Origin of the sequence: Herbiconiux gentiana, assembly GCF_024978135.1 — a bacterium.
GTDB classification, from domain to species: domain Bacteria; phylum Actinomycetota; class Actinomycetes; order Actinomycetales; family Microbacteriaceae; genus Herbiconiux; species Herbiconiux gentiana.
In genome coordinates, this window is the sequence record NZ_JANTEZ010000001.1 from 774,630 (window position 1) to 794,049 (window position 19,420).

The window sequence follows — 19,420 nt, forward strand, 5'->3', positions numbered from 1 at the left end:
TGTCATTCGCGGAGAGATCCGGGATTCCCGAACCTCGTCGTTCTCGTGTCCGCCTATACTGACTCGCGGCGACAACGTTGTCAAGCAGTCGCGATGTCTCAATTCGATAACCTCGGGAGCACCATGATCATCGTCGTCGCCGGAGCCGCGGGAAGCGGCAAGAGCACCCTCGGGCTGGAGCTCGCCCGCGCCCTCCCCGCCGCCCTGCTCGACCTCGATTCGCTCACCAACCCGGTGCTCGAGGGCCTCGGCCCGGAGCTCTCGGGCGGCGCCCACTGGAACGACCCCGCCCTCCGTCCCGTCGTGCGGCCCGCTCGCTACGCGGCTCTCCGTGCCGCGGTCGCCGACCAGGTGCGCGCCGGGGTCGATGCGGTCGTCGTGGCCCCCTTCACGGCCGAGCTCGCGGGCGGTGAGGAGTGGCGGCAGCTGGTCGACGCGGCCGGAGGCGTGCCCGAGGTGGTCTGGCTCCGCGCCTCCCCCGCCCTGCTCACCGAGCGACGCGGGCTCCGGGCTGCCGCGCGCGACGTGCACGTCGTCGACCCGCCCGCCGAGGCCGAGCCGGCCGTGCCGCACCTCCTCGTCGACGCGTCCCTCTCCACCGCCCAGCAGCTGGCCTCGGTGCGCCGGCGTCTCGGCGGCGGTCGTCGGCTGCCCGCCGACTCCCCCGTCTTCGGGCGCACCTTCGCGGCCGGACTGTTCGACCTCGACGGCACCCTGATCGACTCCACCCCCTCCGTCGTGCGCTCCTGGCAGCAGCTCGCCCGCGAGTACGGCCTCGAGGTCGACCTCCTGGCCGAGGGGCACGGGCGTCCGGCCGCCCAGGTGATCGACTCCTTCTTCTCGGGCGACCAGGCCGCCGAGGCACTCGCCCGGGTGACCGAGATCGAGGTGAACGACCTCGGCGACGTGATCGCGCTCGACGGCGCCGCCGCGCTGCTCGGCTCCCTGCCCGACGATGCCCGCGCCATCGTCACGAGCGGCACCCGCGTGATCGCCACCAGCCGGCTGCGCGCCGCCGGGCTGACCCCGCCGGCGGAGCTCGTGACGTTCGACGACGTGGTGAACGGCAAGCCGCATCCGGAGCCCTTCCTCACGGCGGCCGAGCGCCTCGGCGTCGACCCCGCCTCCTGCGTCGTGTTCGAAGACGCTCCGGCCGGTCTGGCGGCGGCGAAGGCGGCCGGATGCACGACCGTCGCGATCGCGGGAACCCACGACCCGCACGAGCTCCACGCCGACCTCGTGATCGACGGCCTGTTCCAGCTGCGGGTGGAGCTGCAGGCTGGCGGAGGCTTCCGGCTCAGCGCCGGCTGAGCATCCGGGCCCCCTCCCGCGCGGCGGGTGCCCTGTGGCAGAATCCGGAGCGTGACCACCGCATCCGCCGACCGCCTGCGCGAGCTCGCTCGCTTGCGGAGGGTGCGCGACCGGATCGACCGGGAGTACGCGCAGCCGCTGAACGTCGAGGCGCTGGCCCGCGGCGAGCACGTCTCGGCCGGGCACCTCGGCCGGGCCTTCAAGGAGGCGTTCGGCGAGTCGCCCTACAGCTACCTGATGACCCGGCGCATCGAGCGGGCCATGGCGCTGCTGCGCCGAGGCGACCTCAGCGTCACCGAGGTGTGCACCGCGGTCGGCTGCTCGTCGCTCGGCACCTTCAGCACCCGCTTCAGCGAGCTCGTCGGGGTGCCGCCGAGCGTCTACCGACGCCAGGCCGCTTCGGCCACCGTCGCCCTGCCTTCGTGCGTCGCCCGGCAGGTGACGAGACCGGTCAGGAATCGAGAAGCGCCGGCGCTGCCCGCGCCAATAGTGTGACGGCCATGGACATCAGCATTCAGTCGACCTTCCTCCCGCAGAACGACCCGGAGGCCTCGCTCGCGTTCTATCGCGACGTGCTGGGCTTCGAGGTCCTGAACGACGTGGGCTACTCCGGCCTCCGCTGGATCACCGTCGCACCCGCCGGGCAGAGCGCCCCCTCGGTGGTGCTCTACCCGCCCGAGGCCGGCCCCGGGCTCACCGACGACGAGCGCGGAACGATCGCGGCGATGATGGCGAAGGGCACCTACGCCACGCTCATCCTCTCGACCCCCGACCTCGACACGACCTTCGACCGCATCGTCGCAGCCGGCGCCGAGGTCGTCGAGGAGCCCACCGACCAGCCCTACGGCATCCGCGACAGCGCGGTGCGCGACCCCGCCGGCAACCTGCTGCGCATCCAGCAGGCCCACTGAGCATGGCGGAGGTCATCCGGGTTCGCGGGGCGCGCGAGAACAACCTCAAGGACGTCTCGATCGAGATCCCGAAGCGGCAGCTGACGGTCTTCACGGGAGTGTCGGGCTCGGGCAAGAGCTCGCTCGTGTTCGACACCGTGGCGGCCGAGTCGCAGCGGCTGATCAACGAGACCTACAGCACCTTCGTGCAGGGCTTCATGCCCACACTCGCCCGGCCCGACGTCGACCTGCTCGAGGGGCTCACCACGGCGATCATCGTCGACCAGGCGCGCATGGGCTCCGACCCTCGTTCGACCGTGGGAACGGCCACCGACGCGAACGCGCTGCTGCGCATCCTGTTCAGTCGGCTGGGTGAGCCGCACATCGGTTCGCCCCAGGCCTATTCGTTCAACGTGGCGTCGATCTCAGGGGCGGGAGCCGTCACCACCGAGAAGGCGGGCGTGGTGACGAAGGAGCGGCGCAGCTTCTCGGTGACCGGCGGCATGTGCTCGCACTGCGAGGGCCGGGGCAGCGTCTCGGACATCGACTTGGCGCAGCTCTTCGACGAGAGCAAGTCGCTGAACGAGGGCGCCATCACCGTGCCGGGGTACACCGCCGACGGGTGGATGGTGCGCATCTTCGTGAAGTCGGGCTTCCTCGACGGCGACAAGCCGATCCGCGACTACACCGCCGCCGAGCGGCAGGACTTCCTCTACAAGGAGCAGGTCAAGGTCAAGTTCGACAACATGAACATGACCTACGAGGGTCTCGTGCCGAAGATCCAGAAGTCGTTCCTCGCGAAGGACCGCGAGTCGATGCAGCCGCACGTGCGCGCCTTCGTCGACCGGATCGCCACCTTCACGGCCTGCCCCGAGTGCGGCGGCACGCGCCTGAGCGCGGCGGCCCGCTCGTCGAAGGTCGCGGGGCTGAGCATCGCCGACGCCTGCGCGATGCAGATCAGCGACCTCGCCGAATGGGTGCGGGGCCTAAACGAGCCGTCGGTCGCGCCGCTGCTCGAGGGGCTCGTGCACCTGCTCGACTCCTTCGTCGGCATCGGGCTCGGCTACCTCTCGCTCGACCGCGCCTCGGGCACGCTCTCGGGCGGTGAGGCGCAGCGGGTGAAGATGATCCGGCACCTCGGCTCGGCGCTGACCGACATCACCTACGTCTTCGACGAACCCACCACGGGGCTCCACCCGCACGACATCCAGCGCATGAACGGGCTGCTGCTGCAGCTGCGCGACAAGGGCAACACGGTGCTCGTCGTCGAGCACAAGCCCGAGGCCATCGCGATCGCCGACCACGTGGTCGACCTCGGCCCGGGCGCCGGGGCGGCCGGGGGCACGGTCTGCTTCGAGGGCACGGTCGACGGGCTGCGGGGCTCGGGCACCGTCACCGGGCGGCATCTGGATGATCGGGCCGCCCTCAAGGCCTCGGTGCGCACGCCCTCGGGCACGCTGCCGATCCGAGGCGCGACCTCGCACAACCTGCAGGGGGTCGACGTCGACGTCCCGCTCGGCGTGCTGGTCGTCGTCACCGGGGTCGCCGGGTCGGGGAAGAGCTCGCTCATCCATGGCTCGGTCTCACCGCGCGAGGAAGTGGTGACGGTCGACCAGACGCCCATCCGCGGGTCTCGGCGCAGCAACCCCGCGACCTACACGGGACTGCTCGAGCCGATCCGCAAAGCGTTCGCGAAGGCCAACGGGGTGAAGCCCGCCCTGTTCAGCGCGAACTCCGAGGGCGCCTGCCCGGTCTGCAACGGTGCCGGGGTCGTCTTCACCGACCTCGGCATGATGGCCTCGGTCTCGACCACCTGCGAGGAGTGCGAGGGTCGGCGCTTCGACGCGTCGGTGCTCGGCTACCACCTCGGCGGAAAGGACATCACCGAGGTGCTGGCGATGCCCGTCTCCGAGGCGCTGCCGTTCTTCGCCTCGGGCGACGCCGCTCTGCCGGCGGCTCACGCCATCCTGACGCGCCTGACCGACGTCGGGCTCGGCTACCTCGCGCTCGGCCAGCCGCTGACGACGCTGTCGGGCGGCGAGCGCCAGCGCCTCAAGCTCGCCGCCGACATGGCCGGCAAGGGCGGCGTCTACGTGCTCGACGAGCCCACCACGGGCCTCCACCTCGCCGACGTCGCTCAGCTGCTGGGGCTCCTCGACCGCCTCGTCGACTCGGGCAAGTCGGTGATCGTGATCGAGCACCACCAGGCGGTGATGGCGCACGCCGACTGGATCATCGACCTCGGCCCCGGCGCCGGCCACGACGGCGGCCGCGTGGTCTTCGAGGGCACGCCGGCGTCGCTCGTGGCGGCCGGGGACACGCTCACGGCGCAGCACCTCGCGGCCTACGTGGCCCCCTGACCCTCCTCCCCCGATCGAGCCGTCGCAAATCGCCCTCTCAGCGCTCTGGAAGGGCGATTTGCGACGGCTCGATCCCGACCGGGCGCGGGGCGGGCGGGGGTCAGCGTGTCGCGAGCGACTGGAGGGCGCCGCGCGCGCCGCGGGACGCGAGGAGCGCCCGCGCCTCGACGAAGGCCGCGCGCAGGCGGGCGTCGGAGCCGAGGTCGCCGAAGACGGGGGCGTAGTCGAGGAAGCTCCCGGGAGCATCCGCCTCGCCCGCCACCGCGACCCGCAGCTCGTCGAGCCGCTTGTCGACGGGCGAGAGCGCGCTGCCGTCGTCGGCCACCCCCTCGAGAAACCGGCTCCACGCGGCGAGCACCAGCACCGAGCGCTCGATCTCGCCACCCGACGCGAGCTGCGCCCGCACCACCGGCAGCAGGAACTTCGGGATGCGGTCGGAGCCGTCGACGATCTGGCGCATCAGCGTGTCCTTGATCGCCTCGCTGCCGAAGCGGCGCATCAGCTCGGCGCTGTACTCGTCGAGGTCGACGCCCGGCACCGGAGCGAGCGTCGGCCGCGCCTCGTCGCGCATGTACCCCAGCAGGAACTCCGCGAACAGCTCGTCGCGGCAGACCTGGTGCACGTACTCGGCGCCCGAGAGCAGCCCGAGGTAGCTCATCGCCTGGTGCGAGGCGTTCAGCAGCCGCAGCTTCATCAACTCGTAGGGCTCGACGTCCGAGACCACCTGCACCCCGACCTCCTCGAACGCCGGGCGGCCCGCGGTGAACGAGTCCTCGAGCACCCACTGCACGAACGACTCCGAGAGCACGGGCCACCGGTCCTCGACGCCGAACTCGTCGGCGACGCGCTGCCGCGACTCGTCGGTGGTGACGGGCGTGATCCGGTCGACCATCGAGTTCGGGAAGGCGACCGTCTCGCCGATCCACGCGGCGAGCGCCGGGTCGACCCGCTCGGCGAAGGCGAGCACGGCGGCGCGGGCCACGTGCCCGTTGCCCTGGATGTTGTCGCACGACATCACCGTGAACGGCACCGCCCCGGCGTCGCGACGCTCCCGCAGCCCGGCGACGACGAAGCCGAGGGCGCTCTGCGGCGCGGCTCCGTCGGCCAGCCCGTCGAGGTCGGCCAGCGTCGCCGCATCCCGTGGCTCGAACGCGCCGGTGGCGTCGTTGATGCCGTACCCGCCCTCGGTGATCGTCAGCGACGCGATGCGGGTGGCCGGGTCGCGCAGGGCCGCCAGCACGGCCTCGGGCTGCTCGGGCGCCAGCAGGTAGCGGATGATCGACCCGACCACCCGCGCCTCGACCACCCCGTCGGGCGCGGTCGTGACGAGCGTGTACAGGTCGTCCTGGGCCGAGAGCGCGTCGCGCATCGCCGCGTCGGACGCCAGCGTGCCCACCCCGACGATGCCCCATCCCTCGGCCCCGGCCGACAGCAGCCGGTCGACGAACATCGCTTCGTGCGAGCGGTGGAACGCGCCCACCCCGAAGTGCACGATGCCCGGCCGCACGGCGGCGCGGTCGTAGGAGGGGACGGCGACGCGCGGGTCGAGGTCGCTGAGGGTCCGGGCGCTCAAGGTGGTCATCGTGTCTCCAGTCGGGTCGGGGTGGGGCGGATGTTCACGTCAGAGCACCGTCGTCAGGTGCAGCAGCAGGTCGGCGTTGGCCCGCGAGCCCTCGACGATCTGCGCGTTCTTCTCGTCGACCTCGCGCACCCAATCGGCCGAGTCGCGCGGAGTGTGCCCGTACGAGACGCGTCGCCGCACGAGCCGGTCGTGACGCACATCCGGCGCCACGTCGAGGAACCACGACTCGTGCAGGTGCTCGCGCACGCGCTCCCAGCCGTGACCATCACCGAGCAGGTAGTTGCCCTCGGTGATCACGAGCGGAACCTCGGCCGGCACGGGCACCGCGCTGCCGATCGACTCCTCGAGGGCCCGGTCGAACACGGGGGCGTGGACCACGGGGGCGTCGGCGCGGGCGAGCCGGCCGAGCAGGGCGACGTAGCCGTCGACGTCGAAGGTGTCGGGGGCGCCCTTGCGGTCGCGCCGGCCGAGTCGCTCGAGCTCCTGGTTGGCGAAGTGGAAGCCGTCCTGACCGACCAGCACCGCGTCGCCGTCGAGCGCGGCGATCAGGGCCGCGCACAGCGTCGACTTGCCCGCGCCGGGCGTTCCCGCGATGCCGAGGATGCGCCGCTCACCGGTTGCGACGAGCGCCCGGCACCGCTCCAGCAGCTCGTCGAGCCCGGTCGGCCGCGCCTCGGGCAGCGGTGGGGTGGGGTCGCTCACGGGTCCTCCTGGTCGTCGTCGACGGATGCTCGGCGGCGGCTCCCGAAGGCCCTCCGCCGCGCCTACCGTACGCACCGCGGCGGCCGCTGTCAATCGCGATGACACCGGTGTCAGGAATTTTCGTGACACGGGTGTCATCGCCGTCGTTCCGCCGCTATGCTGATGCCGCTCCGACGTCGCGACGACGCGCCGTCCCGCCCACTCGAACGGACTCACCATGACTGACTTCACCGGCCGCACCATCCTCGTCACCGGCGCCAGCGGCGGCATCGGCGGCGCCGTCGTGCGCCACCTCGTCGCCGCGAACGCGACCGTGCTGGCCGCCGGCCGCAACCTCGAGCACCTCGAGGCCCTCGCCGCCGAGACCGGCGCCACCCCGCTGCCCTTCGACCTCACCTCGGAAGAGAGCGTGCGCGAGGCCATCGAGGGCAAGGACATCTGGGGCGTCGTCAACTCGGGCGGCTGGGGCGGCGAGATCGCCACCCCGCAGGACACCGACATCGATGTCTTCGACAAGGTCATCAGCATCAACGCCCGCGGCTCGCTCCTCGTCACGAAGTACGCCTCGCGCGAGATGATCCGCCTGGGCGGCGGCGGCGCGATCGTGAACATCTCGAGCCAGGCCGGCCTCGTCGCCCTCACCGGCCACATCTCCTACGGCTCCTCGAAGGCCGCGCTCGACAACATCACCCGCGTCTCGGCGCTGGAGCTCGGCAAGTACGGCATCCGCGTCAACAGCGTGAACCCCACCGTCGTGATGACGCCGATGTCGGCCTGGTACTGGGGCCGCCCCGACATCGAGGGCCCCTTCCTCGAGGCGATGCCGCTCGGCAAGTGGGCGACCGAGGACGACATCGCGGGCCCCGTCGTCTTCCTCCTCTCCGACGCGGCGGGCATGATCTCGGGCGTCTCCCTCCCCATCGACGGCGGCTACACGGCCCGCTGACCGGGCCCGCCCGGCGCGCGTGGGCCGGGCGGCCCGGCGCGCATGGGCGGCCTGGCGCGTATGGGCCACCCCGCCCGGGCGACGCAGGCGACCCACCCCGCCCAGGCACCCACCCCACCGCGCGCTCCCACCCACCGGGTGCCCCACGATCCGGGCACCCCACCCGCACCCGCCCGCGGTCACCATCCCCACCCCATCCGCACCGAGCCCCACGAGGAGACGCCATGGCCACCATGCGCGAGGTCGCCGCCGCCGCCGGCGTCAGCCCCAAGACCGTCTCCCGCGTGCTGAACGACGACCCGCACGTGTCCCCGGCGACGCGCGAGCGGGTCGAGGCGTCGATGCGCGAGCTCGCCTACGTGCCGAACGCCCTGGCCACGACGTTCCGCTCCGGCCGCTCCCCCGTGATCGGCGTGGCCGTTCCCGACCTGATCGACCCGTTCTTCGCGGCCATCGTGACGGCGGTCGAGGAGGAGGCCCTCGCCCACGACCTCTCCACCCTCGTCACCAGCCTCGGCCACGACCCGTCCCGCGAGCGCACAGTGCTGGAGTCCGTCCTCCGCCGCCAGCTCAGCGGCCTGGTCGTCGCGCCCACGACGAACGACCACGCCTACCTCGAGGCCTGGGCGGCGCGCATCCCGATCGCCTTCGTCGACCGCGCGCCCGGCCGACTCGAGGCCGACGCCTTCCTGCAGGACGACCACGGCGGCGCCCGCGACGCGACCGCCCACCTGATCGCCCACGGCCACCGCCGCATCGGCTTCCTCGGCGACTCGCTCGCGGCTCCCACGATCGCCGAGCGCCTCGAGGGCTACCGCGAGGCCCTGGCGGCCGCCGGCCTCCCGTTCGACGACGACCTCGTGGCGCTCGACGCGGCGACCCGCCCCGGAGCCGCCGAAGCCCTCCGCCGGCTGCGTGCGCCCGATCGCGCGGTGACGGCCGTCTTCTCCTCGGATGCCCGCTGCACCATGGCCGCCGTCCCCACCGTCACGGCGCATCCGATCGCCCTCACCGCCTTCGGCGACTTCCCCCTCGCCGACTCGCTCACCCCCGCGATCACCGTGATGGCCCAGAACCCGGCGGCACTCGGCCGCCTCGCCGCCGCTCGCCTCGTCGAGCGCGCCGCGCATCCGACCCGCACCCTCCCCCGCCGCACGGTCCTCCCCGTCACGCTCGTCGAACGCGCCTCCTGCCGCGTCTGACGGCATCGAGTTGGCCCTATCCGTCCCAAAAACAGAGCTTTAGGACGGATAGGGCCAACTCGATCGTCCGCTAGGGCGCGACCGCGCGGCCCTCGGCGTGCGAGGTCGCCGCCGCGCGGTAGATGCGGTGCGTGAGCGCCGCCTCCTCGGGGCGGGCCGCGCCGAAGCGGTCGCCGAGCGACCCGTTCCGCTCCGCGAGGAACACAGCCCACATCTGCAGGATCGAGTCCGAGAACCCCGACTCGAAGATGCCACCGGTCACCGTCGGCCACACCGACTGACTGCCCACGTCGATCTGCTGCCAGACCTGCTCGCGCCCACCGCCCGGAACATCCGTCACCGTGAACACCGACACCGTCTTGGGATTCTTCGTGCTGAACCGCACGCCCCCGTCGAGCCCGATCGCCTCGAACTCCCAGGTGTTCTTCTGCCCGGGGTCGATGCGCTTCGTCTCGGTGGTCAGCGGGAAGAGCTGCCCCTCGTGGCGGGCCCAGCTGTGCAGGGCGGCGTTGTCCCAGGTGTCGCACGGCACCGGTTCGCCCGAGGGACCGGGCCGCGTGGGCACGAGGTTCTGCAGCACGCCGTAGACCGTCTCGGGCACCCAGCCGAGCCGCAGTGGAACGTGCCAGGTGTGCATACCCAGGTCGTTCATCACGCCGGCCTCGCCGCAGAACTGGGTCTGCCGCTTCCAGTTGATCGGCTTGTCGACGTCGAGGTCGCTGGAGTGCAGGAAGCTGTTGCGCGCCGACACGATCGTCCCGAGCGCGCCCGATCTCACGTAGTCGATCGCGAGCTGCGCCCCGGGGAAGAAGGGCATCTCGCTCGAGACCCGCACGAACGACTCCGGATGCTCGGCCATCGCCGCGAGCACCGCCTCCGCCGCGGCCTGGTCGATGCCGAACGGCTTCTCGGCGAGCAGGCTCTTGCCGCTCGCGACGACGTCGCGGTAGATCTGCTCGTGCAGGTCGTGGCGCACGGCCACGTAGACCACGTCGATGCTCTCGTCGGCGAGGATCTCGGCGTAGTCGGTCGTCTTCGTGACCACCGTGTCGATCTCGTCGAACCAGTCCATCGCGGCGGGGTTGATGTCGCAGACGGCGGTCAGCCGCGGCCGCACCGGGTGGTCGATCAGGGCAGGCCAGCGCTGGATGGCCGCGGCGATCTCGCGGCCCATCAGCCCGCCGCCGACGATGGCGACGTTCACGGTCTGGGGCCGGGTCTCGGCGCTCATGCCGACACCGCCTCGGTGCCGGTGCCGGTGCCGCTCGTGCCGCTCTCGCTGCCGGTGCCGGCAGCAGCGCTCGTGCCGCTGCCGCTCTCGCCGCCTCCGGCCGGGGCTCCGGATGCCCGCCCCGCCGACTCCGCCAGGATCCCCAGCCCGTCCTCCACGCTCGCGCCCTCGTGCAGCACCGCGAGCAGAGCCGCCGTGATGCCCGCGGGGTTCTCGTGCTGCACGATGTTCCGCCCGTAGACGATGCCGCGGGCCCCCGCCGCCAGCACCGCCACCGTGCGCTCGAGGAGGGTGCGATCATCCACCCGCCCCCCGCCGCGCACGAGCACCGGAACGTCGCCGGCGACCTCGATGACCCGCCCGTACTCACTCAGGTCGTCGCTCGGGTCGGCCTTGATCAGGTCGGCCCCGAGCTCGACGCCCTGGCGCACCAGCGTCACGATCTTCTCGATGTCGCCGTCGACCATGTAGCCGCCGGCCACCGAGTTGTCCTGCATCACGAGCGGCTCGACCATCAGCGGCATGCCGTACTTCGTGGCCTCGCGGCGCAGCTCGAGGATCGAGGTGATGTTCGCCTCGCGCACCTCCGGATGCCCGGGCAGCTCCATCAGGTTGACGCAGACCGCGACGGCGTCGAGCCGCACGGCCTCCTCGATCGCGTGCGGCACGTGCCGGCTGAAGAGCACCGGGTCGAGCGGGTTGCCGTAGACGTTCGCGATGTCAGTGCGCAGCACGAGCCCCGGCTTCTGCTTGCCCGGGATGCTCTGCAGCCGCCGCGCCTGGCCGATCGTCAGCTGCACGGCGTCGGGGCCGGCGTCGACCAGGGTGCGCACGACCTGATCCATGTCCTCGATGCCGGTGATGAACGAACGCTCCCCGAAGAAGCCGTGGTCGACGGCCACGTCGAGGGCGCGGCCGGAGCGCGGATTGAAGAGGCGATTGAGGCGGTACAGCGTCATTGCGGTGCTCCTGATCATCGAAACGTCGGGTCGGGGCTATCACAACGGCCCTCGATGTGTCAGAGTAGCCCCGTGAGACAACGTTGTCTAGCCGGTCGCACCGGCTCGTTCGCCCACCGTCGAGAGGATGCCCGATGACCCCCATCGTCGTCGCCGGCCACATCTGCCTCGACCTCACCCCCGCGCTCGGCGCCGGCGTCCGACTCGACCCGGGTCGCCTGATCGACGTCGGCGCCCTGCGCATCGGACTCGGCGGCTGCGTCGCCAACACCGGCCTCGCCCTGGCCGACCTCGGCGCCGACGTCTCGCTGCACTCCACCGTCGGCGACGACGAGCTCGGCCGCATCGTCGCCGACACCATCGCCCGCCGCCCCGGACTCACCGCCGACCTGCACGTCGACCCCGGCCACGCCACCTCGTACAGCCTCGTGCTCGAGCCCGACGGCCACGACCGCACGTTCTGGCACCACACGGGCGCCAACGCCGTCTTCACGGGCGAGCACCTCGACGTCGGCGACGCCGACCTGCTGCACCTCGGCTATCCGCCGCTGCTGCCGGCGCTGCTCGCCGACGGCGGGGCTCCGCTCGAGGCCGTGCTGGCGCGCGCCCGCGCCCGCGGCGCCACCACGTCGCTCGACCTGGCGGTGGTCGACCCGGCGTCGGCGGTCGGCGCGGTGGACTGGGCGGGCATCCTGAAGCGCGCCGTCGCCGTCACCGACGTGCTCACGCCGAGCCTCGACGACCTCACCTCGGCGCTCGGCCCGACCCTCGGCATCGCACCGCTGCCGGCCGCCCGCGCCGCGGGGCTCTACGCCGACCTGCTGCTGTCGTGGGGGGGCGCGGTCGTGGCGATCTCGGCCGGCTCCGAGGGGCTGCTGCTGCGCACGGCCTCCGCCTCCCGCCTGGCCGCTGGGGGCCGGATGCTCGCCCCGCTCGCCGACCGCTGGGCCGACGTGTCGCTGCGGGTGCGCCCCGTCGCCGTCCCCCGTGTCGCCACCACCAACGGGGCCGGCGACGCCTCGACGGCGGGGCTGCTCTTCGCCCTCTCCCGCGGATCCTCCCCCACCCTCGCCGCCCACCTCGCCGCGGCCACGGCCGCCGCGGTCATCGCGGGCGACCGCCCCACCCCGGCGACCCTCGCGGCCCTCCTCCCGGCGACCGCCTCCCTCTTCCGCCCCTCCCCGGCCCCCGACCCGGCGGTGGCGCCCGCCCCACTCGCTTCCGGCACGTCACGCGACTCCGCGGCGTCGCCCGCCCCACTGCCAATCACGGATGCGCCCGCATCCGCGCCACCGTCCGGCACGTTCCAGCCCGGCACTTCCCCCGCCGCGCCCACTGATGCGCCCGCATCTGCGCCACTCTCCGGCACGTCCCAGCCCGGCACGTCCCCCGCCGCCCTCTCCGATCCACCCGCGGCATCACCCACCCTCCGCACACCCATCGCCGCGCCCGTCCCCAGCGCGCCCGCACCCGACGGGCCGCCGCACCCGCCACAATGAACCCCATGCCCAAGCCGCCCACCATGAAGGACGTAGCGGCGGCCGCGGGCGTCGCCCTCAAGACCGTCTCGCGTCACGTCAACGGCGCCACCAACATCGACCCGGCCCTCGCCTCGCGCATCGCCACCGCGATCACCGAGCTCGGCTACCGCCACAACCTCGCGGCGGCGAGCATCCGCCCCGGACGCTCCGCCAAGGTCATCGGCCTCGTCATCTCCGACCTGGCGAACCCCTACTGGTCGGTCCTCGCGCGCTCGGTCGAGCGCACCCTGAGCGAGAACGGCTACCTCCTCATGACGGTCAGCTCCGAGGAGGACGCCGACCGCCACCGCCTCCTCGTCGACCGCCTGATCGCCCAACGCGTCGACGGCCTCATCGTCTCCCCGCCCCGCCGCGACACCACCGGCTGGGCCGCCGACGCCGCCCCCCTCCTCCCCGTCGTCGCGATCGACCGCCCCCTGGCGCCCCTCCTCCCGAGCCCCACGGATGCCCACCCCGCCGCCGCGCCGACCCCCACCCCGCCCGCCGCCGAAGCCAGCGCCCCGCTACTCACCTCGCCCGGTGCCGACGCCGACGCCCCGCACCCCACCCAGCCCGGCGCCGCAGCCGACGCGCCGCTCGTCGACACGATCCTCGCGGATAACGCCGGAGGCGCCGAGGCCGCCACCCGCGAACTCCTCCGCCACGGCGCCCGCCGCATCCTCTTCCTCGGCGACTCCCTCGAGCTCTACACGATGCGTGAGCGCAACGCCGGCTTCCGCCGCGCGCTCGGCCTCGATCCCGCATCCGACGACGACCGCGCATCCGTCGCCACCGCCCACACCGCGGCCGAGGCCGCCGAGGTCGTCACGGCCCTCCTCGGCACCGGACGCATCGACGCCGTCTTCGCCGCGAACAACCGCGCCTCCACCGGAGCCGTCGACGCCTTCACCCGGGCCGGCACCCGCCTCCCCCTGATCGGTTTCGACGACTTCGAAGCGGCCACCCTCGTGCGCCCCGGCATCTCGGTCGTCGCGCAGGACGTGGCCCAGATGGGCGAAACGGCCGCCCACGCCGTCCTGGCGCGCCTCGCGGGCGAGACCCCGCCGCCCACCACGACGACGCTCCGCACCCGCCTCGTCCTCCGCGGCTCCGAGCTGCCGTAGGTGGTCCGGTCTGATCGCGACGATGCCCTCAGCGCGTTGCCCGGGCCAGCTCGAGCAGCGCCAGGTGCGCGGCCGAGGCCGACCGGACATCCGCGGCTGAGACGGAGTTCGTCGAGTATCCAGCCTTCGTCTTCACGGCGAGCAGACGACGCAGATGCTTGACCGCCTCGCGGTCGCCCTTCTCGAGAAGCTTCAGCGACTCTTCGTGGTTGCCGGACGCGTTGTAGCCGAGGCCCCGGCGAATGCATATGACGTCAGCGGCCGCGATGCCGGCATGCACGGCGAGCGTCACGTAGGCATCGGGGGCGTCGGCAGAACCGCTATCGGAGTCGTGAAGAAGAGCCGCCGCGTCGGCGAACTCATCGGCCTTCCTCATCCGAGCGTCAGCGTCCGCCGCCGAGGCGCCTCGCACCGGAGGGGTCACAGGCCGACCAGCTTCGTGAAGTCTCCCCGTCCGCCGGCGATCGTCACGCCCTCCGCGGCGATCTCGCGGAGGACTGCTTCCCGATCCCCGCGTCCACGGATCTCCTCCGTCGTGAAGACGAGGGGCCGGACGTCGTTGCCCGTCCAGTTCTCCAGTGCTCTCGTCAGGTGGGCGACCTGATCCTCCCAGAGAGCAGAGTCGACGTCGTCGACCACGAGCAGGATGTCGATGTCACTGTCAGGACGCATCTGCTGCCGTGCGACGGAACCGAAGAGGGCGCCATAGACGGGCTGCTCCACCCAATCGGCGATGTGGTCACGAATCCGGTTGCGAAGCGTCGTCGGGAGCTCGGCGAGAGCGGTGATGGCCGGGGCCGCGATATGCGCGCGATTGAGTCGATAGGACGTCGCTCGTCCGATCGACTGCCTGATGACGATGCCTTGCTCGACCAGGCGCTCGAGTGCGCGCCGCACTCCCTCGGTGGAACGGTGGAGCTTCACGTGCAGCTCGCTCACTGTGAAGTCCTGATCGGCACGAGCGAGGACAGCGAGCACCTCCCCGTCAACCGAGGCGGTGACCACTCGAAAGGGCGATTGGATCTGCACGGTTCAATCGTACAGAAGTACGTGGTCGCGTACAATAGTACGCCACGGTCCTACTGGGTGGTGGTGGTCTCGATGCTCATGACGAGCACGACGCGGTCGGGCGAGTCGGGCGGCGGGGTCTGCGCGGGGTTGCCGTAGCGCTTGCCGAGCACCACGTAGAAGGCGCCCGTGGGGTCGGGCTCGACCGCGATGAGGCGGCCCCGCACCTCGAGGTAGCGGAACGGGTTCGCCGGGTCGACCACCGACAGGCTCATCGACGGGTTGTGCTGCAGGTTGCGGTACTTCGCGCGCTTGGTGGTGTGCGTGAAGCGCAGGGTGTCGCCATCGCGGAGGTACCACATCGGGTTCACCTGCACGGTGTCGTCGGGGCGGATGGTGCCGAGGTGCCCGTAGTTGGGCTGCTCGAGCAGGTCGGCGTAGTCGGGAGGGATGATGTCGCTCATGCGGGCATCCAATCACCTGCCGCCGACGGTGCGGTAGGACTGGGTGCGGAAAGCCGTGGTGAGCAAGTCACCGGCCCTGCACAAGGCGGGGCGCTAGACGTGGCGCCGGATGCAGCGCGGGCGTGTCGGGCTGACAGGTTGTGACTCCCCACCGGCGCCCTCCACTCGCCGCTGGACGCGGCGTGCGGAGCCTCTGCGCGGCGTGGGCCCACGGGCAGCTTCGCGTCCGGGCAGCACGTCAGTAACGAAGAAGAGAGCCGCCCGGATGGGCGACCCTCTCTTCGTTTCTGTCGGGCTGACAGGATTTGAACCTGCGACCCCTTGACCCCCAGTCAAGTGCGCTACCAAGCTGCGCCACAGCCCGTGGCCGTCACCCGGAGAAGCGGACCGCTCCAGACAACTTGTCCATGATAGCGCCTCCCGAGATGCCCCGCTGACACCTCACCGAATCCGCCGACGGAACGGGAAAACGCATGCCCGGGAAGTTCGTCCGAAAGTTTGGGACTCGGAGTCCTAAAACAGGGCAAATCCTGATCTTCGGCATTGCATAATTGAGCATGCCCCAGTCAACCGCCTTACCCGCGACTCCATCCCGACGTCAGGGCGCATCCGTCAACCCGGCCGAACCCCGAGCGGCCCGCACCCACGAAGCACTGACGACTGCCCTGTTCGAACTCCTCCGCCAGCACGATCTCACCGCGATCTCCATCTCCGAGCTCTGCCGCACAGCAGGGGTGCACCGCACCACCTTCTACGGCCACTACGCCGACATCTTCGCCTTCGCGGCCGACTCGTTCGCGCACATCCTCGACGAGCTCGGCACCGTGCGCGAGGGAACCTTCGACGGCTACACCCCCGAGGCCGTCACCGAGGTCTACGCCGATTCGATCCGGCGCGAGCTCGGCCACATCGTCGACCACCGCGCGGCCTACCGCATGATGTTCGGCACCCGGGTCGACGCCGGCTTCCGCCGCGAGCTCTACCAGCGCTCCCTGCGCCGGGCCTCGCTCGCGATCGCGGTCTGGCAGCGCCACGGCTACGGCGTCGGCCTCGACACCACGACCGCCGCCGCCTACATCGCCGGCGGATCGGTCGGCGTGCTCGAGGCCTGGGCCTACAGCGACGCGGTCGACGTCGACGCCCACACGGATGCCGTCATGGCCTCCTGGCCCGCCTGGTGCGCCTCGTCGGCGCCCACTGCCGCGTTGGCCGAGAAGGCCGGCTAGCCCCGACCCACCCGACCCGCCGATTGCGCGCCGACCCGAACGGTGCGCACCCGGTGCCCCCAGGAGCCCGGCCCGTCCCCGACAGGCCGGGCTCCTGCACGTCCGCCCCCGCCTCCACGCACCGAGCGACGTGCGTCCCCTCCTGCACAGGCGGGGCCCTCCCCGCGCCCCTCCCCACGACCCGGCGGGTGCGCCGACCCTCCCCCGCCATGGACTTGAATGGATCCGTGACCCCCACCGCACCCGCCGCCCGCCCGCTCGCCCTCGCGGTCGACGTCGGCGGCACCAAGGCCGAGGCGGCCCTGGTCGACGTCGACGCCCGAATCGTCCCCGGCACCCGCTTCCGGGCCCCCACGGGTTCGACCAGCAGTCGCGAGCAACTGGCGGATGCTGTGCGCCACGTCGTCCGCGAGGCCGTCGCCGCCCTCCCGACCGAGGCACACCTCCTCGGCGCCGGCATCGGCAGCGCCGGGCCGATCGACGCCGAGGCCGGAACCGTCTCGCCCCTGAACCTCGCCGCCTTCCAGCGCTTCCCGCTGCGCGATCTCGTCGCCGACGCGTCGGGCCTGCCCGAACCGGTGCTCCGGCTCGACGGCCTCTGCATCCTGCTCGCCGAGCACTGGGCCGGAGCGCTTCAGGGCTACCGCACCGCGATGGGCATGATCGTGTCCACCGGCATCGGTGGCGGCCTTCTCGTCGAGGGCCGACTGGTCGGCGGACGCACGGGCAACGCCGGCCACGTGGGCCAGATCCAGCTGCACACCCACCGCGAAGAGGGTCGCGACCTCTCCGTCACGCTGGAGGGCATCGCGGCGGGCCCCCGCATCGTGGCCTGGGCCAACGCGCAGGGGTGGGAGGGGTCGAGCGGCGAGGAGCTGGCCGAGAGCTACCGGAACGGGCATCCGCTCGCCCGCGCGGCCGTCGAACGGTCGGCGAACGCCATCGGCGAGGGCATCGCCTCGGTGTGCGCGCTGCTCGACCTGGAAGCGGTCGCCATCGGCGGTGGCTTCTCGCGGGTAACGCCCGACCTGTTCGGCCTCATCCGCGCGCGCATCGCCGCGATGGCGCCACTCGACACCATCCCGGGCGTGCAGGTACTGCCCTCGGCGCTCAGCGACGAGGGGCCGCTGATCGGCGCGGCCGGCCTCGTGCACCGCGCCGAGCTGCTCCCGTGACTGAGTAGCCGCACCCCGCAACACCCGCAACGACGCAGCACCGCAGCACCGCAGCACCGCAGGGCGGCAGTACCGCAGGGCGGCAATACCGCAGGGCGGCAGCACCGCAGGGCGGCAGCGCCCCCGGGCCCCCCGACCTACCGCTTCCGCTTCTCCCGAACCCGCATGTTCACCACGATCGGCGACCCCTCGAAGCCGTAGATCTCCCGCAGCCGGCGCTGCACGTACCGCCGGTAGCCCGGGTCGAGGAACCCGGTCGTGAACAGCACGAAGGTCGGCGGACGCGAGGCCGCCTGCGTTCCGAACAGGATGCGCGGCTGCTTGCCGCCCCGCACCGGGTGCGGGTGCGACGCCGTGAGCTCGGCGAGGAACGCGTTGAACTTCCCTGTCGGAACCCGCGTGTCCCACGACTCGAGCGCCAGTTCGAGGGCGGGCACGAGCTTCTCGAGGTGACGCCCGGTGCGCGCCGAGATGTTGACGCGCGGCGCCCAGGTCACGTGGTGCAGGTCCTGCTCGATCTCGCGCTCGAGGTAGCGGCGGCGGTCGTCGTCGAGCAGGTCCCACTTGTTGAACGCGAGCACGAGCGCACGGCCCGACTCGAGCACGAGGTCGATGATGCGCAGGTCCTGCGTCGAGATGGGCTCGGTCACGTCGAGCACGACGACGGCGACCTCCGCCTTCTCGAGCGCGGCCGAGGTGCGCAGCGACGCGTAGAAGTCGGCGCCCTGCTGCAGGTGCACCCGCTTGCGGATGCCGGCGGTGTCGACGAACGTCCACACCTTGCCGCCGAGCTCGATCTGCTCGTCGACCGGGTCGCGGGTGGTGCCGGCGAGCTCGTTCACGACGACGCGCTCCTCGCCCGCGGCCTTGTTCAGCAGCGAGCTCTTGCCGACGTTCGGCCGGCCGAGGATGGCGACACGACGCGGGCCGCCGAGCTCCTGCTTGGCGACGGCGGAGACCTCGGGCATCTTGGCCATGATCAGGTCGAGCAGGTCGGCGACCCCGCGGCCGTGCAGCGCCGACACCGGGTACGGCTCGCCGAGCCCGAGCGACCACAGCGCCGAGCTCTGCGGCTCCTGGCGAGCGTCGTCGACCTTGTTCGCGGCCAGGAACACCGGCCGGTTCGCCCGGCGCAGCAGCTTCACGACGTGCTCGTCGGTGGCGGTGGCGCCGACGTTCGAGTCGACGACGAAGAGCACCACGTCGGCGAGGTCGATGGCGACCTCGGCCTGCGCGGCGACCGCGGCGTTGATGCCCGCCGCGTCGGGCTCCCAGCCGCCGGTGTCGACGAGGGTGAAGCGGCGCCCGGCCCACTCAGCCTTGTAGGCCACGCGGTCGCGGGTGACGCCCGGCTTGTCCTCGACGACGGCCTCGCGGCGGCCCAGGATGCGGTTGACGAGCGCCGACTTGCCGACGTTCGGCCGGCCCACGATGGCGAGCACGGGCAGCGCCGGCATCGCGACCATGCCGTCGGGGAACTCCTCGGCGAACTCGAGCAGGTCGAGGTCGCCCTCGTCGAGCTCGTAGTCGGCGAGGCCCGAGCGCAGCGTCTCGGCACGTCGCTCGGCGAGCTCCTCGTCGACGACCGCGAGCCGCTCGGCGAGATCGTCGTCGGGCGCGTCGAACTCCTCCGACGCGTCGAAGTCGTTGCCCGAGATGGGGCCCTGGTTATCCGCCATGCGGGATCCTCGCTGTCTGCGGCGCCGAAGACGCCGGGGTC

General features: G+C 72.2%; 18 protein-coding genes and 1 tRNA gene. 10 read left to right on the forward strand and 9 right to left on the reverse strand.

Annotation, left to right across the window (positions count from 1 at the left end; translation table 11 throughout):
* Positions 1–93: 93 nt before the first annotated feature.
* From NVV95_RS03555 to NVV95_RS03570, 4 genes are read left to right on the forward strand one after another with little or no spacing between them, the layout of a single operon-like run.
* Positions 94–1,311, forward strand: coding sequence for an HAD-IA family hydrolase (locus NVV95_RS03555; RefSeq protein WP_259485154.1), 1,218 nt, complete (start codon positions 94–96; stop codon positions 1,309–1,311).
* A 51-nt stretch (positions 1,312–1,362) separates the two neighbouring features.
* Positions 1,363–1,806 carry a helix-turn-helix transcriptional regulator gene (locus NVV95_RS03560; RefSeq protein WP_259485155.1) on the forward strand — a complete coding sequence of 148 codons (444 nt, stop codon included), beginning with the start codon at positions 1,363–1,365 and terminating at the stop codon, positions 1,804–1,806.
* Positions 1,807–1,811: 5 nt separating this feature from the next.
* Entirely contained in the window at positions 1,812–2,222 is a 411-nt protein-coding gene (locus tag NVV95_RS03565) for a VOC family protein (protein ID WP_259485156.1), read from the forward strand.
* Positions 2,223–2,224: 2 nt separating this feature from the next.
* Positions 2,225–4,561: an ATP-binding cassette domain-containing protein gene (locus NVV95_RS03570; protein WP_259485157.1), complete on the forward strand. Its 2,337-nt coding sequence runs from the start codon at positions 2,225–2,227 to the stop codon at positions 4,559–4,561.
* 100 nt (positions 4,562–4,661) lie between these two features.
* On the opposite strand, the gene NVV95_RS03575 is transcribed toward NVV95_RS03570, so the two are convergent.
* Both NVV95_RS03575 and NVV95_RS03580 read right to left on the reverse strand, forming a co-directional pair.
* On the reverse strand, positions 4,662–6,143 hold the full coding sequence (locus NVV95_RS03575) for a mannitol dehydrogenase family protein (RefSeq protein WP_259485158.1): 1,482 nt from the start codon (positions 6,141–6,143) through the stop codon (positions 4,662–4,664).
* A gap of 39 nt (positions 6,144–6,182) precedes the next feature.
* The gene (locus NVV95_RS03580; RefSeq protein ID WP_259485159.1) at positions 6,183–6,845 is read right to left on the reverse strand and encodes a nucleoside/nucleotide kinase family protein; all 663 of its coding nucleotides are present in this window, start codon (positions 6,843–6,845) and stop codon (positions 6,183–6,185) included.
* Between the two features lie 217 nt (positions 6,846–7,062).
* Here NVV95_RS03580 and NVV95_RS03585 point away from each other — a divergent pair, with 217 nt between their 5' ends.
* Both NVV95_RS03585 and NVV95_RS03590 read left to right on the forward strand, forming a co-directional pair.
* Positions 7,063–7,791, forward strand: coding sequence for an SDR family oxidoreductase (locus NVV95_RS03585; protein WP_259485160.1), 729 nt, complete (start codon positions 7,063–7,065; stop codon positions 7,789–7,791).
* Positions 7,792–8,015: 224 nt separating this feature from the next.
* A complete protein-coding gene (locus NVV95_RS03590; protein WP_259485161.1) occupies positions 8,016–8,993 on the forward strand; it encodes a LacI family DNA-binding transcriptional regulator in 978 nt (325 codons plus the stop codon).
* A 70-nt stretch (positions 8,994–9,063) separates the two neighbouring features.
* On the opposite strand, the gene NVV95_RS03595 is transcribed toward NVV95_RS03590, so the two are convergent.
* Both NVV95_RS03595 and NVV95_RS03600 read right to left on the reverse strand, forming a co-directional pair.
* Positions 9,064–10,224, reverse strand: a complete 1,161-nt coding sequence (locus tag NVV95_RS03595; protein WP_259485162.1) for a Gfo/Idh/MocA family protein — start codon at positions 10,222–10,224, stop codon at positions 9,064–9,066.
* A complete protein-coding gene (locus NVV95_RS03600; protein WP_259485163.1) occupies positions 10,221–11,183 on the reverse strand; it encodes a class I fructose-bisphosphate aldolase in 963 nt (320 codons plus the stop codon). The genes NVV95_RS03595 and NVV95_RS03600 overlap by 4 nt, the downstream gene beginning before the upstream one ends.
* Before the next feature lie 134 nt (positions 11,184–11,317).
* On the opposite strand from NVV95_RS03600, the gene NVV95_RS03605 reads away from it, so the two are divergent.
* Both NVV95_RS03605 and NVV95_RS03610 read left to right on the forward strand, forming a co-directional pair.
* Positions 11,318–12,682: a PfkB family carbohydrate kinase gene (locus NVV95_RS03605; RefSeq protein WP_259485164.1), complete on the forward strand. Its 1,365-nt coding sequence runs from the start codon at positions 11,318–11,320 to the stop codon at positions 12,680–12,682.
* 5 nt (positions 12,683–12,687) lie between these two features.
* Positions 12,688–13,827, forward strand: coding sequence for a LacI family DNA-binding transcriptional regulator (locus NVV95_RS03610; RefSeq protein ID WP_259485165.1), 1,140 nt, complete (start codon positions 12,688–12,690; stop codon positions 13,825–13,827).
* Positions 13,828–13,855: 28 nt separating this feature from the next.
* Here NVV95_RS03610 and NVV95_RS03615 read toward each other — a convergent pair whose 3' ends face one another.
* From NVV95_RS03615 to NVV95_RS03630, 4 genes are all read right to left on the reverse strand, one after another.
* Positions 13,856–14,203, reverse strand: coding sequence for a hypothetical protein (locus NVV95_RS03615; protein WP_259485166.1), 348 nt, complete (start codon positions 14,201–14,203; stop codon positions 13,856–13,858).
* A gap of 44 nt (positions 14,204–14,247) precedes the next feature.
* Positions 14,248–14,856, reverse strand: coding sequence for a nucleotidyltransferase domain-containing protein (locus NVV95_RS03620; RefSeq protein ID WP_259485167.1), 609 nt, complete (start codon positions 14,854–14,856; stop codon positions 14,248–14,250).
* Positions 14,857–14,906: 50 nt separating this feature from the next.
* The gene (locus NVV95_RS03625) at positions 14,907–15,299 is read right to left on the reverse strand and encodes a PPOX class F420-dependent oxidoreductase (RefSeq protein WP_259485168.1); all 393 of its coding nucleotides are present in this window, start codon (positions 15,297–15,299) and stop codon (positions 14,907–14,909) included.
* A 290-nt stretch (positions 15,300–15,589) separates the two neighbouring features.
* Positions 15,590–15,663 (reverse strand) — tRNA-Pro (locus NVV95_RS03630).
* A gap of 193 nt (positions 15,664–15,856) precedes the next feature.
* Between NVV95_RS03630 and NVV95_RS03635 the strand changes: the two genes are divergently transcribed.
* Entirely contained in the window at positions 15,857–16,525 is a 669-nt protein-coding gene (locus NVV95_RS03635) for a TetR/AcrR family transcriptional regulator (RefSeq protein WP_259485169.1), read from the forward strand.
* A gap of 227 nt (positions 16,526–16,752) precedes the next feature.
* Positions 16,753–17,700: an ROK family protein gene (locus NVV95_RS03645; RefSeq protein WP_259485170.1), complete on the forward strand. Its 948-nt coding sequence runs from the start codon at positions 16,753–16,755 to the stop codon at positions 17,698–17,700.
* 137 nt (positions 17,701–17,837) lie between these two features.
* Here the strand turns inward: NVV95_RS03645 and der are convergent, their stop codons facing one another.
* Positions 17,838–19,379 (reverse strand): ribosome biogenesis GTPase Der, encoded by a 1,542-nt coding sequence (gene der / locus NVV95_RS03650; protein WP_259485171.1) that lies wholly within the window; start codon positions 19,377–19,379, stop codon positions 17,838–17,840.
* Positions 19,380–19,420 lie beyond the last annotated feature (41 nt).